The 14,731-nt window shown below is 64.7% G+C and carries 12 protein-coding genes; 7 read left to right on the top strand and 5 right to left on the bottom strand.

The annotated features are described in order from the left end of the window. Positions 1-96: 96 nt before the first annotated feature. From LPJ38_RS30645 to LPJ38_RS30635, 3 genes are all read left to right on the top strand, one after another. Positions 97-1,947 carry an ATP-binding protein gene (locus LPJ38_RS30645; RefSeq protein WP_145628533.1) on the top strand — a complete coding sequence of 617 codons (1,851 nt, stop codon included), beginning with the start codon at positions 97-99 and terminating at the stop codon, positions 1,945-1,947. Between the two features lie 444 nt (positions 1,948-2,391). Beyond that, positions 2,392-4,212, top strand: coding sequence for a caspase family protein (locus tag LPJ38_RS30640; RefSeq protein ID WP_145628530.1), 1,821 nt, complete (start codon positions 2,392-2,394; stop codon positions 4,210-4,212). A 47-nt stretch (positions 4,213-4,259) separates the two neighbouring features. Next, positions 4,260-6,113, top strand: coding sequence for a caspase family protein (locus LPJ38_RS30635; protein WP_145628527.1), 1,854 nt, complete (start codon positions 4,260-4,262; stop codon positions 6,111-6,113). Positions 6,114-6,252: 139 nt separating this feature from the next. Here LPJ38_RS30635 and LPJ38_RS30630 read toward each other — a convergent pair whose 3' ends face one another. After that, entirely contained in the window at positions 6,253-7,425 is a 1,173-nt protein-coding gene (locus LPJ38_RS30630) for a M20 aminoacylase family protein (RefSeq protein ID WP_145628525.1), read from the bottom strand. A 110-nt stretch (positions 7,426-7,535) separates the two neighbouring features. Beyond that, entirely contained in the window at positions 7,536-8,843 is a 1,308-nt protein-coding gene (gene purB, locus LPJ38_RS30625) for an adenylosuccinate lyase (protein WP_145628522.1), read from the bottom strand. Positions 8,844-9,413: 570 nt separating this feature from the next. On the opposite strand from purB, the gene LPJ38_RS30620 reads away from it, so the two are divergent. Then, on the top strand, positions 9,414-10,001 hold the full coding sequence (locus tag LPJ38_RS30620) for a TetR/AcrR family transcriptional regulator (RefSeq protein WP_145628519.1): 588 nt from the start codon (positions 9,414-9,416) through the stop codon (positions 9,999-10,001). Between the two features lie 17 nt (positions 10,002-10,018). On the opposite strand, the gene LPJ38_RS30615 is transcribed toward LPJ38_RS30620, so the two are convergent. The 3 genes from LPJ38_RS30615 to LPJ38_RS30605 form a co-directional block, all read right to left on the bottom strand. Beyond that, a complete protein-coding gene (locus LPJ38_RS30615; RefSeq protein ID WP_145628516.1) occupies positions 10,019-10,324 on the bottom strand; it encodes a hypothetical protein in 306 nt (101 codons plus the stop codon). A gap of 111 nt (positions 10,325-10,435) precedes the next feature. Beyond that, entirely contained in the window at positions 10,436-11,089 is a 654-nt protein-coding gene (locus LPJ38_RS30610; RefSeq protein ID WP_145628514.1) for a response regulator, read from the bottom strand. 7 nt (positions 11,090-11,096) lie between these two features. Then, the gene (locus LPJ38_RS30605) at positions 11,097-12,464 is read right to left on the bottom strand and encodes a sensor histidine kinase (protein WP_145628511.1); all 1,368 of its coding nucleotides are present in this window, start codon (positions 12,462-12,464) and stop codon (positions 11,097-11,099) included. Between the two features lie 199 nt (positions 12,465-12,663). Here LPJ38_RS30605 and LPJ38_RS30600 point away from each other — a divergent pair, with 199 nt between their 5' ends. The 3 genes from LPJ38_RS30600 to LPJ38_RS30590 are packed head-to-tail and all read left to right on the top strand — an operon-like array spanning position 12,664 to position 14,715. Further along, entirely contained in the window at positions 12,664-13,434 is a 771-nt protein-coding gene (locus LPJ38_RS30600; protein ID WP_145628509.1) for a MotA/TolQ/ExbB proton channel family protein, read from the top strand. Beyond that, the gene (locus LPJ38_RS30595) at positions 13,431-14,117 is read left to right on the top strand and encodes a DUF2135 domain-containing protein (RefSeq protein WP_145628507.1); all 687 of its coding nucleotides are present in this window, start codon (positions 13,431-13,433) and stop codon (positions 14,115-14,117) included. The genes LPJ38_RS30600 and LPJ38_RS30595 overlap by 4 nt, the downstream gene beginning before the upstream one ends. Next, positions 14,110-14,715 (top strand): hypothetical protein, encoded by a 606-nt coding sequence (locus tag LPJ38_RS30590; RefSeq protein WP_145628505.1) that lies wholly within the window; start codon positions 14,110-14,112, stop codon positions 14,713-14,715. The genes LPJ38_RS30595 and LPJ38_RS30590 overlap by 8 nt, the downstream gene beginning before the upstream one ends. Positions 14,716-14,731: the final 16 nt, after the last annotated feature.

Raw genomic sequence — 14,731 nt, 5'->3', positions numbered from 1 at the left:
GGGTTCCTGGCCTGCCTATCCGTGCTATTGTCCTATCATGCTCTGGCGTCGGCAGCAGAACAGGCGCGGTCACACGAGTATCGGAGACCACGGCCAATGTCCGCCCTCGTTCGGATATTGCCTTTGCGATGGCTTGCTCGTCCGTTGGTTCTGGCGGTCGGGGCGCTTCTGACGCTGTTTGCCGCGACTGCAATTCTCGGCCTGCAATATTGGCAAGAGCGGCAATCGACGCATCAGTTGGTCGGACATAGCCGCCAGGTCCTCGAAACACTTGATCGTCTGCGGGCAATCATCGCGAAACTGGAGGCCGAGCGGCGCGGGTATCTGATGACCCTCGACCCGACCTATCTCAAGGCCTACGGCGTTTCCGACGAAGGTGTGCGGCGAGAGGCGCAGGCGCTGCAGGCGCTGGTCGCGGACGATCCGTTGCTGAGTCTGCGCGCTCAACATCTGACGCTGATCGTCTCGGCCAAGCTGCGCGAGATCGACGAAATGGTGAAGACAGCCGGAACGTCCGGGCTGCCAGCACTGGCCATGATTCGCGGCATGGATGAGATCCGTTCGCAAATCGACCAGATGGTGGATCACGAGCGCTTTCGGCTTGCCGGCCGGGAGGCGCACGCGGAGGCGTTCGAGCAACGCTGGAGTTGGCTGATCGCCAGCGACGTCGTCCTCGTCGTCGGTCTGGCCGCTGCGGCGCTGGCGCTGGCGCGGCTCGAAACAAAACGGCGAAGAAAAACGACCGAGGAGAACATAAAGCTCCAGAGTGATCTTGCAGCGCGAGATATCAAGATCCGGCACCTGTTCGATGCCAACATCATCGGCATCATCATCTGGGAAGTCGAGGGGCGCATTTTCGAAGCCAATGATGCGTTCCTGCGTATCGTGGGATACGACCGGGAGGATCTCGTTGCCGGGCGCCTGCACCGGACGGACCTTACGCCGCCGGAATGGCGCGACCGCGACTTGCAAACCGTGGCGGAATTGAAGCGGGTCGGGACGGCCCAGGCATTCGAGAAGGAGTATGTGCGGAAGGACGGAAGCCGTGTGCCCGTGCTGATCGGCGGGACCATGTTCGGAGAAGGTGGCGACCAAGGTGTCGGCTTCGTCCTTGATCTGACTGCTCTCAAGCGGGCGGAGGCCGAGTCTCGCGAACACGAGCGGCGCTACCGTGAAGCCCTGATCGAGCTCGCGCACGCCAATCGCGTCACCACGATGGGGCAACTCACCGCTTCGATCGCGCATGAAGTCAACCAGCCGATTGCGGCGATCGTGGCGAGTGCCGAGGCCGGGGTGAACTGGCTGGAGGCTCAACCGCCCAATCTGGAGCGGGTTCGACAGACGTTCGGCTTGATCGCCGGCGACGGCATGCGGGCCGGCGCCATCATCGGCCGGATCCGGGCGCTCATCAGGAAGGCGCCCCCGCAAAAGGAGTATATGGAGATCAACCAGGCGGTGCTCGAGGTCATCGCGCTGACACGCAGCGAAGCGTTCAAGAACGGCGTCTCGGTGCGAACGCAACTTGCCGAAGACTTGCCGCCCATTCAGGCTGATCGGGTCCAGCTTCAGCAAGTAATGCTCAACCTGATCGTCAATGCGGTCGAGGCGATGGCCTCGGTCGGCGAGGGGGGACGCGAAATGCTGATCAGCACCGGCCGGGATGCATCGAACGGCGTGCACGTCACCTTGCGAGATTCCGGTCCGGGACTGGACCCGAAGAATGCAGAGCGCCTGTTCGAAGCCTTCTACACCACCAAGCCCACAGGCATGGGGATGGGCCTCGCCATTTGCCGCTCGATCATCGAGACGCATGGCGGCCGGATGTGGGCCAGCGCAAACGAGCCTCGGGGCGCCGTCTTCGAGTTCACCTTGCCTCTCGCCTCAGACGAGACCGCGGGCCTCCTGAGGGCGGGTGAGCCGCCGGCTCTACGCTCTGCAACCCGATGACTGGTCCCGCACGACAAGCGGTCTACCAGGGGGGCGTGATGCAGCACGCGGCAGTGCATGGGTCGAGCCGGATCGGCTCAACCCAATGTCGCGCTGCCGGATCTCAGCGCCAGCGAGATGCGGCGCATGTTGCGCGAGTTTGCCGGCAGGACGGGCGATGCGGAAGCGCGAGGTGGTTGCGAGCGAGGTGCACGCGCCGCTTGCACCGTTCATGATGTGCCACGAGGTGGTGCAGACGTCACGGGCCCGACAGACGGGTTTGCTTCGGCCGGAAGGCAGGTGACGCTTCGCCGCATTATCCTTACCCCCGTTAGATCGGGTTATGTGACAGGTATCACATAGGAAGAGTTAGCAATCGGCCACGCTAGCGAATAGTCTCAGGGAATTGCATCCGGGGGGACGCAAGTGATTCCGTTTCGGCTATTTGCTTTGTTGATATTGACGATGGGTCTTGTCTGCGGTCCGGCGCATGCCGACCGGCGGGTGGCGCTCGTGATCGGCAATTCCGCTTACAAGAGCGCGCCGAAGCTCAACAATCCCGTCAACGACGCCACCCTGGTCGGCGGCATGTTCAAGAAGGCCGGCTTCGATTCCGTGGATGTGAGGCTGGATCTCAGCGCCAGCGAGATGCGGCGCATGCTGCGCGAGTTCGCCGGCAGGTCGCGTGATGCGGAGATGGCGGTGATCTATTACGCCGGTCACGGCATCGAGCTCGACGGCAACAATTATCTCATCCCGACCGACGCGACGCTGGAGACCGACGGCGATGTGCTCGACGAGACCATTCCGGTTGAGCGGGCACTATTCGCGGTCGAGCCGGCCAAGCAGCTGCGGCTGATCATCCTGGACGCGTGCCGCGACAATCCGTTCGCGAAAACGATGAAGCGCACGTTGGCCTCACGCGCGATCGGGCGGGGCCTTGCCAAGGTCGAGCCGACCAGCCCCAACACCATGATCGCCTTCGCGGCAAAAGCCGGATCGACCGCGTCCGACGGGGACTCTCGAAACAGCCCGTTTGCCGCCGCGCTGGTCGAGCACCTGCCAAAGCCGGGCCTCGACCTGCGCAAGGCCTTCGGCTTCGTGCGCGACGACGTGCTCAAGACGACCGGCTATAAGCAGGAACCTTATGTCTATGGTTCGCTCGGCGGCAACGACGTGCCCCTGGTCGCCATCAAGCCGGCTGCGACCGGTCCGCAGGCGAACCCGCAGGAAGCCGTTCGCAGGGACTACGAGCTTGCGCTGCAGCTCGCCACGCGCGACGGCTGGGAAGCCTTTCTGGCGGCCTATCCGGACGGCTTCTATGCCAACCTTGCCAAGGGGCAGCTGAACAAGATCGGCGCCGAAGAGATCCGCGCTGCGGCCGAGCAGAAGTCCAAGGCAGCCGAGCAGGAGAAGGCAAGGCTGATGGCCGAGCGCGCCCAGAAGGCCGAGCAGGAGAAGGCGGCCGCGGCGGCCAAGGCCGCTGAGGAGGCGCGGATCGTCGCGGAGAAACAGAAGCAGATCGAGCAGGCGAGAGCGGAAGCGGCCGAGCAGCAGCGGAAGATTGCAGAGGCGACCGCAGCGAAGGCCTTGGCCGAGAAGCAGGCGGCGGAGAAGGCCAAGGCTGAGCTTGCCGCAAAGCAGGCAGCGGAGAAAGCAGAGCAAGCTGCGGCAAAGCCCGCCGCCGATCGGCAGATGCCCGAAGTCGAGAACCAGAAAGTGGCCGCGCTCACGCCTGGGCCGACGCCCACATTATCGGCGGCCGAGCTTTCCAAATCCGTACAGAGCGAATTGCGCCGCGTCGGTTGCTTGAGCTCGTCTGCGGAGAGCGAGTGGAGTTCGACCGCGCAGCGCTCGCTGACGCTGTTCAACAAATATGCCGGCACCAAGTTCGACGTAAAGCTCGCCAGCGTCGATGCGCTCGATGCGTTGAAGGCAAAGCCCGGCCGGGTCTGCCCGCTGGTGTGCAATTTCGGCTTCAAGGCCGACGGCGATCAATGCGTCAAGATCACCTGCCGCACCGGCTATCGCGTCGGTGACGACAATGAATGCGAGAAGATTCCGGAGAAGAAGCCGGTGGCGACGCGCGAGGATTCGCGGAGGCGCGATGCTGACCGGAGGGCAACCGAAGCGGCGCCGCCCAAGCCCGAGGCGAGTGGGCAGATCATTTGCAGTTCGACCGGCTGCCGCCCGGTGCAAAAAGGATGTCGGCTCGTCAGCGGGGTCATCCCTGGCAGGGTCAGTTCGAACACAGCCACCGGAGGCTCTTACGAGGTGTGCAACTAGCCTTCCTGACCGATGGATTCCATGCAGTGCATCAAGGCCCACAGCTCATGTGCGTGAGTATTGTTCGATCTTTCTGCGTTTTGATCGTCGCAACTTTCGTGACTTGCGCGCCGGCGCAGGCCCAGAAGCGCGTCGCGCTCGTCATCGGCAATTCCGCCTACAAGAGCGTGCCGAAGCTTGCCAATCCCGCGAACGATGCCGGCTTGATCGGCGGCATGCTGAAGAAAGCCGGCTTCGACACAGTCGATGTTCGGCAGGATCTGAGCGCCCCCGAAATGCGCAAGGCGCTGCGCGAATTCGGCACCAGGACGCGGGATGCCGATGTCGCGGTCATCTACTACGCCGGCCACGGCATGGAGGTCGACGGCACCAACTATCTGATTCCGACCGACGCCGCGCTGGAGACCGACACTGACGTCTACGACGAGGCGTTGCCGATCGATCGCGTGCTGGTGAGCATCGAGCCAGCCAAGCAGCTTCGGCTGGTTATCCTCGATGCCTGCCGCGACAATCCCTTCGCCAAGACGATGAAGCGAACGGTAGCTTCGCGCGCGATCGGACGCGGGCTTGCCAAGGTCGAGCCGACCACTCCGAACACGATGATCGCGTTCGCGGCCAAGGCCGGCTCGACGGCGTCGGACGGCGGCGACTCCCGGAACAGCCCGTTTGCGGTGGCGTTGAGCGACCATCTGCCGAAACCGGGGCTCGATCTGCGCAAGGCGTTCGGTTTCGTGCGGGACGACGTGCTTAAGAGCACGGGCAACAAGCAGGAGCCCTTCGTGTATGGTTCGCTGGGCGGCGATGACATGCCGCTCGTTCCCGCCAAGCCCGTTGCGACCGGTCCGCAAGCCAACCCGCAGTCCGAGCTCAGGCGAGATTATGAACTTGCGCTCCAGCTCGGTACGCGGGACGGTTGGGAAGCGTTCCTGGCACAGTATCCCGAGGGCTTCTATGCGAATCTCGCTAAGGGCCAGTTGAACAAGATCGCCGCTGAAGAGACGCGCGCTGCGGCCGAACAAAAGGCCAAGGCGGCCGAGCACGAGAAGGCGAGGCTGATTGCCGAGCGTGCCCAGAAGGCCGAGCAGGAGAAGGCGGCCGCGGCGGCCAAGGCGGCCGAAGAGGCACGGATCGCCGCCGAGAAGCAGAAGCAGATCGAGCAGGCGAAGGCCGAGGCGGCCGAGCAGCAGCGCAAGATTGCCGAGGCGGCCGCAGCGAAAGCATTGGCCGAGAAGCAGGCGGCGGAGAAGGCCAAGGCGGAGCTCGCTGCAAAGCAGGCGGCAGAGAAGGCGGAGCAGGTCGCAAAGCCCGCCGCTGATCGGCAACTGCCCGAAGTCGAGAACCAGAAAGTGGCCGCGCTCTCGCCTGGGCCCATATCGACATTGTCCGCGGCCGAGCTTTCCAAATCAGTACAGAGCGAATTGCGCCGCGTTGGTTGCCTGACCGCGTCTGCGGAAAGCGAATGGACGTCGGCCGCGCAGCGCTCGCTGACGCTGTTCAATAAATATGCCGGCACCCAGCTCGACGTGAGGCTCGCGAGTGTGGATGCGCTCGACGCGCTGAAGGCAAAGCCCGGGCGGGTTTGCCCGCTGGTCTGCAATTTCGGCTTCAAGGCCGACGGCGATCAATGCGTGAAGATCACGTGCCGTTCAGGCTATCGGGTCGGCGACGACAACGAATGCGAGAAGATCCCGGAGAAGAAGCCGGTGGCGACACGCGAGGATTCGCGGAGGCGGGACACGGATCGCAAAGAAGCGGAATCAGCGGCACCGAAGTCGCAGGCTTCCGGACAGATGATCTGCAACCACGCGGGATGCAGGCCGATCGCCAAGGGATGCCGGCTCGGAATGGCCAATCATCCGGCCACACCTTCGGTCAAGATACCGGCCGAGATATGCAATTGAACCGGCACGGCTGCATGCAAAGTCCGCCCATCCTTGGCGCAAGAGCGAAGCGGACAGGCGGGATGCTTGGCGCCGGTAGTCGGCGGCAGGCCATCCCGGGCCTCGCTAGGCTCCCCCACTGCACCAACCGGATGCCGTCCTAGCCCGCCGGCATCCTTGTTTCGACCAGGCGCACCCAATACGACGCGCCGTGGCCCAGAATGTTGTCGTTGAAGACGTAGGCGGGGTGGTGGCATTCGTTGCCGTCGCCCATGCCGACCAGCACCATCGCGCCGGGACGCGCCTCCAGCATGAAGGAGAAGTCCTCGGCGCCCATCATCGGGATGAACTTGTCGTTGACGCGGTCAGCGCCGACGATGTCGCGAGCGACGTCGGCGGCCAGGCCGGCCTCGCGGGCATGGTTCATCGTCACCGGATACATCCGCGTGTACTTGACCTCGGCCGAGCCGCCATAGGCGCGGGCGACGCTGTCGGCGACCTCGCCGATGCGGCGCTCGACGAGGTCGCGCACCTCGGGGTCTAGCGTACGCACGGTGCCGGCGAGCTCGGCGATCTCCGGGATGATGTTGAAGGCTGTGCCGGAGTGGAATTGCGTGATCGAGATCACCGCGGATTTCAGCGGATCGACGTTGCGCGCCACGATCGATTGCAGTGCATTGACGATCTGTGAGCCGATCAGCACGCTGTCGACCGATTTGTGCGGGCCGGCGCCGGCATGGCCGCCCTTGCCGTGGACCGTGATCTGGATGTTGTCGGAGGAGGCGAGCATCGCGCCGGGCGTGGTGGCGAAATGGCCTTCGGGCAGGTTCGGCATGTTGTGCATGCCGTAGACCTCCTGGATGTTCCAGCGCGTCATCAGCCCGTCCTCGACCATGGCCTTGCCGCCGCCACCGCCTTCCTCGGCGGGCTGGAAGATCACGACCGCGGTGCCGTCGAAATTGCGCGTCTCGGTCAGGTACTTTGCGGCGCCAAGCAACATCGCGGTGTGACCGTCGTGGCCGCAGGCGTGCATCTTGCCGGGGACTTTCGAGGCGTAGGGCACGCCCGAGGTTTCCATGATCGGCAGCGCGTCCATGTCGGCGCGGAGGCCAATGGTCTTGCCGGAGGCCGACTTGCGGCCGCGGATCACGCCGACGACGCCGGTGCGGCCGATGCCCGTCACCACCTCGTCGCAGCCGAACGCGCGAAGCTTGTCGGCAACGATGCCGGCGGTGCGGTGCACGTCGTATTGCAGCTCCGGGTTCTCATGGAAGTCATGGCGCCAGGCGGCCATTTCGTCGGAGAGGGCGGCAACGCGGTTGACGATGGGCATGATGGCTCCGTGTCTGGTGTAGTAGCCCGGATGAGCGAAGCGACATCCGGGAATTCCTGCGATTTGAGCTCCCGGGTATCGCTGCGCTCACCCGGGCTACGGACGCGCGCTCAGTTCTCGCCGAACACGCGCTTGAAGATCGTATCGACGTGCTTGAGATGATAGCCGAGGTCGAACTGCTCCTCGATCTCGGCGTCCGAGAGATACTTCTTCACCTCGGCATCGTTCTTGAGGAGCTGAAGGAAATCGCCTTCGCCGCGCCACACCGGCATGGCGTTGCGCTGCACGAGCTTATAGGAATCCTCGCGGCTGGCGCCCTTCTGAGTCAGTGCCAGCAGCACGCGCTGCGAATGCACGAGCCCGCCGAGGCGGTCGAGATTCTTCTGCATGTTGGCGGGGTACACCAGGAGCTTGTCGATCAGGCCGGCGAGGCGCACCAAGGCGAAGTCGAGCGTCACGGTCGCGTCGGGACCCATCATGCGCTCGGCCGAGGAGTGCGAGATGTCGCGCTCGTGCCAGAGCACGACGTTCTCCAGCGCCGGCGTCACATAGGCGCGGACCATGCGGGACAGGCCGGTGAGATTCTCCGACAGCACCGGGTTTCGCTTATGTGGCATCGCGGACGAGCCCTTCTGGCCCTCCGAGAAGAACTCCTCGGCCTCCAGTACCTCAGTGCGTTGCATGTGGCGGATCTCCACCGCGATACGCTCGATCGAGGAGGCGATCACGCCGAGGGTCGAGAAGTACATGGCGTGGCGGTCGCGCGGGATCACCTGCGTCGAGATCGGCTCCGGCACGAGGCCCATGGCCTTGGCGACATGCTCCTCGACGCGCGGGTCGATCTGCGCGAACGTGCCGACCGCGCCGGAGATGGCGCAGGTCGCGACTTCTTTCCGTGCCGCGATCAGGCGCTCCTTGGCGCGCGTGAACTCGGCATAGGCATAAGCGAGCTTGAGGCCGAAGGTCACCGGCTCGGCATGGATGCCGTGGCTGCGGCCGATGGTCGGCGTCATCTTGTGCTCGAAAGCGCGCTTCTTCAGCGCCGCCAGCACCTTGTCGAGGTCGGCGAGCAAGAGGTCGGCGGCGCGGGTGAGCTGGATGTTGAGGCAGGTGTCGAGCACGTCGGAGGAGGTCATGCCCTGGTGCACGAAACGCGCTTCGGGGCCAACGATCTCGGCGAGGTGGGTGAGGAAGGCGATGACGTCGTGCTTGGTCTCACGCTCGATCTCGTCGATCCGGGCGACGTCGAATGTCGCATCCTTGGCCTTGGCCCACACCGTCTTGGCGGCCTCCTTGGGGATGGTCCCGAGGTCGGCCAGGGCATCCGCCGCATGCGCCTCGATCTCGAACCAGATCTTGAACCGGGTCTGCGGCTCCCAGATCGAGGCCATTTCCGGGCGGGTATAGCGGGGGATCATCTGACGGCTCCAAAGAGGTGGGCGAACGCCCCCAAGAAGGACGCTGGGGGCGTGGGCTCCGGCCAAAATGCTTTTTACGCCGCGATTTAGCAGAGCGGGGAGGGGGAAACAAACGATCCGGCCAGCGAAAAGGGGGTGCGCGCGGCTAATCCACCGGTGGGACCCGGAGAGGGGGGGCCGGGAACAAAAACTAGCTATCAATCACGGATCATTGACTGACAGATATTGAAATCTGTCAGCGAGACATGTATATCCGTTCTCGGACGCTCCGATTGGGCGTCCCGCGACAAGCCCCGGGGAGCCTGACATCCGAACCAAGTTCGGATCGGAGGGCGAATTGAAGAGCGGGGACCGCGGACGAATGGAGACTTAGACAATGACGACCGAAATCCTCAATTTCACCGGCGTGATTGGGCATTGGCTCAATTTGCTGGTCGCGCGCCAGATCGCGGCGCAAGCTGCAAAACTGCCTCATTAAGGCATAGGCTTTCCGAAACGACCGGCCAGGGCGCTTCGGAAGCAGCCCTAGTGCCGGAGTAAGCGGGCCCTGAACGGGAACATGGTGCTGGCATGAATGAAGCCGTTGTCTTGACGCCGGAGCGGATCCTCGAAGTCACCGAGGACGTGCTCAGGCGTTTCGGGCTCGCCAAGGCCACCGTGGTTGACGTTGCTCGTGCGCTCGATGTGAGCCACGGCAGCGTCTACCGCCATTTCCCGAGCAAGGCCTCGCTGCGCGAGGCCGTTGCCAAGCGCTGGCTCGACCGCATCGACGCGCCGTTGCGCGCGATCGCGGAGGAGCACGGCCCGGCGCCTGACAGGCTCGACCGCTGGCTGCGCACGCTGTTCGCCGCCAAGCGCTCGCGCGTGCTCGACGACCCCGAGATGTTCGAGACCTATCTGACGCTGGCGCGCGAGGCCTGCGCTGCCGTCAAATGCCACAAGGACACCCTGACCGACCAGATCTCGGCGATCCTGACAGATGGAATCAAACAAGGTGCGTTCGCGGTGGATGACGTGAAGGACACCGCGCGCGCCATCTTCGATGCGACTGTCCGCTTCCATCACCCGGCCCATGCCGACGAATGGAAGGATGCCGATCTCCCTGCGCGCGTCGACGCGACGCTGGCGCTGTTGCTGCGCGGTTTGAAGGCGGGATAGTTTTCACCGCGTATCAGTTAAGTCCGCGCCTTGTGAAGGACGGCGCCATTGTGAGCCGATGCCAAGGACGTCGCGCGTCTGCGCGCATGGAAACTCGGTTCGGACGCTGGGACGACCGGGGGGCTTTCCGGATAGGCATTGACCGCGATTTCGACGGCGTCCTTTGACCGCTTGCGCAGGCGATAGAAGGTCAGCTCCTGCTCGAGCATGGGGCAGCGGAAGTGCACGACGGCGGTATCCGGCAGACGGCAGAGTTCGTCGATAAGCTCGCCTACTGTGATGATCGGGGGATGGTCGACAGCGTTGTGATGACCCTTACTCATGACCTGTGACTCCTTGACTGCCGTACTAACCGGAACCGGATGCACTCTGTTCCAATGTCCTTCAGCCGATTGAAAAGCTTCGGGCACCACCGCAGTGCGGCAGCTTTGCTGCTAGATTCTCGTGAGCCCGCACGTCGCTGCCAGCCGTACGAGTTGCGCGTCCGTGCGCGCCCCGGTCTTCGACTTGATCAGATAGTGGTAGTTCTGGACCGTTTTCACACTGAGATTGAGATGCGCTGCGATCTGCTCGGTGGTGGCGCCGCCGGCGAACTGGCGCAGGATCTCGATCTCGCGTTCGCCCAGCTGATCCAGCGCTGAACCGGTCGGCGACAGGCTGTCCTCGGCCAGAATATGCGCGATATCGTCGCTCATGGCGCGCTCGCCGCGCGCCACGCTGCGAATGGCCCGCACCACGGCGGACGGCTCGCTGCTCTTGGTGACGAAACCGGAGGCGCCGGCGCCGAAGGCGGCTTTCACCAGCACGGCTTCGTTGTGCATGGTGAAGACGAGAATGCGCGCCCGCGGATTGCGCGCACGGATGTTGCGGATCGCCTCCAGGCCGCTCGCGCCGGGCATCGAGATATCGAGCACCACGACATCGGGATCATGCGCCTTGAAGGCAGTGTAGGCGTCCGCGGCGTTGTCGGCCTCCGCCACGACGCGAAGGTCGCCCTGGCTTTCCAGCACGCGCCGGTAGCCTTGCCGCACGATCGGGTGGTCGTCGACCAGCAGCACGGAGATGCCTGTTGCCGCGACATCGTTCACGTCGGCCTCATGCAGCGAGCGGGATGGTGGCGGCGACGCTGAGGCCGCGCTTCGCGGGCAGGATCGACAGCGATCCGCCAGCGGCCGCAACGCGCTCGCGGATGCCGGTGAGGCCGAATCCGGCCGATTGCGCGACGCGCTCCGCATCGCCACCGCCGTCGTCCTCGATCCGGATCAGCAGCGCGTCATCATCGCCGGCACGCCGTTCGATCCTGAGCGAGATCTCGCGGGCCGAGCCGTGGCGGAGCGCGTTGGTCAGGCATTCCTGCGCCACGCGATAGGCGGTGGTGGCGGCCGGACCGCTGATGTCGGTGAGGTCGCCCCTGAGGTCGAGCTGGATCGTCGGCCGCGCCGCGCTCTGAGAGCGCCAGCTGTGGACGAGGTTGACGAGGCTCGCCTCGAGCCCGAGCTCCTCGGGTAGAGGATGGCGCAGTCGCTTCAGCGCATCACGCAGCGAGGCCATCAAATGATGGGTAGCTTGCGAGATCATGCGCGCATCCTGCGCGATGCCGCTATCCCTGTCCTTCGCGCTCGCGGTCTCGATGGTGTTGGCGAAGGCGAGGATGGCGGAGAGATTCTGTCCGAACTCGTCGTGCAACTCGCGGGCGAGCGCACGGCGCTCGTCCTCGCGGATTTCGATCAGGCGCCGTGTCAGTGCCGCGCGCTGCTCGGTCGCTTCTTCCAGCCGTCCGCCGAGCGCATCGACGGCGTTGCCGATCATGGCAAGCTCCATCGAACGGAAGCGCGGCAGCTGGGTGCGATACTGGCCGCGCGCCATGCGCTGCAACGCCGTGACGATGGTGCGCGCCGGCGCCAGCGCATGCGCGATCGCGAGCGACGCCAGCAAGGCAATGGCCGCCGCCATCAGCAGCGCGACGTCGATGACGTTGAGGATGTACTCCCAGGCGAGCGAGACCGCAGCTGCGGCGTCCGGTGTCGCAACCACCGTGCCGGCGGCCGCCGCACGCGGGCTGACCGGCCGCACCGCCTCGGCGTGGCTGCCGAGGAAGGTCGGCACGACAGCTGCGAACCAGCGCGGCGGCGTCGCGCCGAGCCCCTCGCTCTGGCCGCAGAGCGGCTTCTCGAATGCCGCGGCGGGTTGGAACTCGACGCAGACGCCGGGCGAGATCAGCTTCATCGTCTCCAGCGTACGCCAGTCCGGAACCGGCAAGAGATGCTCGCGGGCTCTGCTGCTGCGCAACAAGAGTTCGCGCCAGTACAATGCCTGTAGCGCCTGTGCGACCCGCTGCGCGGAGGCCGCGGTTGCCCTGTCGACGCTTCGGTAGGCGTCGATCGTGGCCCAAATCGTCGCGGCTCCCAGGCACAGGACCACGATGAGCAGCAGACGGGCGACGAGCTGAAGCACGAGGCGCATGCGATCACCCCCAACGTTTGGTAAGCTCAGCCTAACAACGCCGCCGCGCCTTGCCAATTGCAGGGTGGGGCACGATGGCAGCTCGGGCAAATTTCCCAAGCCGGATTGGGCATGGCTCTTTGGACCGGGCGCGGCGGCTTTGATCTAATCGGCCAATGATCCCTACAGGCCGATCGTCGCCAGCCAGGAGCAATGCAACATGAGTTCGATGACGATTGGACCGATCTCGAAGCAGGCTGCCGACCCGTCCGAGCGCAGCGCGCTGTTGTTCTGGATGATCTTCACCGGGCTCTCGATCTTTGCCGTCGTGCTGCTGTGGCGATTCGGTTTGATCCATCTGATGCTGAGCTCGGATCGGACCTACATTTCGGCCGTTATCGCCGTGCTCTATGTCCTTACCTGCGGCCACTGCTTTCTGCGCACGCGGGCGATCGCGCGCGAGGGCGCGGCGGCGCGGCGCTGCCGCGCGGTGCTTTCGGCCGCCGGCGGCAGCAAAGCCCTCGATGCGAGCGGGACCGCGCTGCCGCGTGGCCTCGTGCGCGATCACATCGAGAGCCTGGTGACCAAGGCCGCCGCGCAGGACTACCGGCCGGTCGACCAGACGCTGCTGCTGCGGACGCTGGCCGACCGCCTGCGCGGCTCCAACGGGTTCGGCGCCTTCGTCTCGGACACGCTGATGAAGCTCGGCCTGCTCGGCACCATCATTGGCTTCATCATCATGCTGGCACCGATCGCGGGCCTGGATGCCGCCGACAAGGTGGCGATGCGCTCCTCGATGGGGTTGATGAGCGACGGCATGGCGATCGCGATGTACACGACGCTCGCCGGCCTCGTCGGTTCGATCTTGATCCGCATTCAGTATTACATGCTGGACGCCGCGACGCAGCAGGTGTTCTCGGATGCGGTGGTGCTGACCGAGACCTATGTGACGCCGGTGCTTGAGCGCAAAGGCGCCGGGACGCCGTCATGATGGATGATTTCGGTCTCTATCCGCGCGAGGAGCCGTTCGATCCGCTTGGCGTGATGCTGTTCAAGGCGCTCCAGGTGATCGCGTTCCTATTCTTTCTGGCGCTGCTCGCGGTGTCGCCGGACGCCAAGGAGGGCAAGATCGACTCCAAGGCCGAATTCCTGATCACACTGGATTGGCCGGACAATCACCCGGACGATCTCGACCTGTTCGTGCAGGACCCCGCCGGCAACATTGCCTGGTACCGCCACCGCGAGGCCGGCTTTCTCACCCTCGACCGCGATGACCGTGGCGGCGCCAACAACTTCATCATCGTCGCCGGCAAGAAGATCGCCTCGCCCATCCGCGAGGAGATCGTCACCGTGCGTGGCATCCTCGCCGGCGAGTATGTCGTCAATGTCTCGCATTTCGTTGCGACGACCGGTGAGCCTGTCACGGCCAGTGTGAAGGTGCAGAAGCTCAATCCGACCGCGCAGGTGGTGTTCGACAACAAGTTTACGCTCGACCACACCGGCGACGAGAAGACCGCGGTGCGGTTCAAGATCGATCCCGAGGGCAAGGTCGTCAATGTGGACCAGCGGCCGAAATCGCTGCTGGAGACGTTCCGCAGCAGCTGGCGCAACGGGGGCGATCTCGATCCGAGGACCGGGGTGAGCAAGAACACTGCGAGGATCCGCCGTGACTAGCCTTCAGACGGTCATCCTCACCTTGTCGGTCGCCTATGCCGTGATTGGAGCGCTGCTGCTGGTCGTGCTCGTCTATGGCCGGCTGCACTGGTCGCTGAAGGCGACGGCCGTCGTCATCACCAGCGCCTTCTACATCGTCAGCTTCACCGAGATGCGCGGGCTTTTGGGCTGGGCGAGCGACGGCCGCATGCCGGCCGCTTTCAAGCTGCTCCAGGCCCGCATCGTCGAGCCGCATTCCCTGCAAGGCGATCCCGGCTCGATCTATCTGTGGGTCGAGGCGCTCGACGAGGACAATCGCCCGAGCGGCATTCCCCGGGCGTTCCGGGTGCCTTACGACGACAGGCTGGCGGATAAGACCCATGCGGCGCAGAACGAGATCGCTGCTGGACATCCGCAAGGCGGCCGCGCCGCCGATTTCGGTGGCGGCGACGGCAGCCTGATCGACATGGTGCGGGAATATGTGACGCCGAAGACCATCCTGGAGACCACCGGCGGCGATTCCTCGACCGGCGAATTCACCGCTCCACCGGCCGGCGCGGAAGGTGCCGTGTTCACCCCGTTGCCGCCCCCACGGATGCCGCCTAAGGACGAGCAATAGGTGCTCCTTGACGTCC

It is taken from the genome of Bradyrhizobium daqingense, from assembly GCF_021044685.1.
Classification (GTDB): Bacteria; Pseudomonadota; Alphaproteobacteria; order Rhizobiales; family Xanthobacteraceae; genus Bradyrhizobium; species Bradyrhizobium daqingense.
This window is presented reverse-complemented; position numbering and strand designations above follow the sequence as displayed.

Bases quoted from the DNA above. Each gene is read 5' to 3' on its own strand.
- LPJ38_RS30630 (WP_145628525.1), bottom strand. From the start codon at position 7,425: ATGCCCATCGTCAACCGCGTTGCCGCCCTCTCCGACGAAATGGCCGCC.
- LPJ38_RS30600 (WP_145628509.1), top strand. From the start codon at position 12,664: ATGAGTTCGATGACGATTGGACCGATCTCGAAGCAGGCTGCCGACCCG.
- LPJ38_RS30620 (WP_145628519.1), top strand. From the start codon at position 9,414: ATGAATGAAGCCGTTGTCTTGACGCCGGAGCGGATCCTCGAAGTCACC.
- LPJ38_RS30635 (WP_145628527.1), top strand. From the start codon at position 4,260: ATGTGCGTGAGTATTGTTCGATCTTTCTGCGTTTTGATCGTCGCAACT.
- purB (WP_145628522.1), bottom strand. From the start codon at position 8,843: ATGATCCCCCGCTATACCCGCCCGGAAATGGCCTCGATCTGGGAGCCG.
- LPJ38_RS30615 (WP_145628516.1), bottom strand. From the start codon at position 10,324: ATGAGTAAGGGTCATCACAACGCTGTCGACCATCCCCCGATCATCACA.
- LPJ38_RS30645 (WP_145628533.1), top strand. From the start codon at position 97: ATGTCCGCCCTCGTTCGGATATTGCCTTTGCGATGGCTTGCTCGTCCG.
- LPJ38_RS30595 (WP_145628507.1), top strand. From the start codon at position 13,431: ATGATGGATGATTTCGGTCTCTATCCGCGCGAGGAGCCGTTCGATCCG.
- LPJ38_RS30605 (WP_145628511.1), bottom strand. From the start codon at position 12,464: ATGCGCCTCGTGCTTCAGCTCGTCGCCCGTCTGCTGCTCATCGTGGTC.
- LPJ38_RS30640 (WP_145628530.1), top strand. From the start codon at position 2,392: ATGGGTCTTGTCTGCGGTCCGGCGCATGCCGACCGGCGGGTGGCGCTC.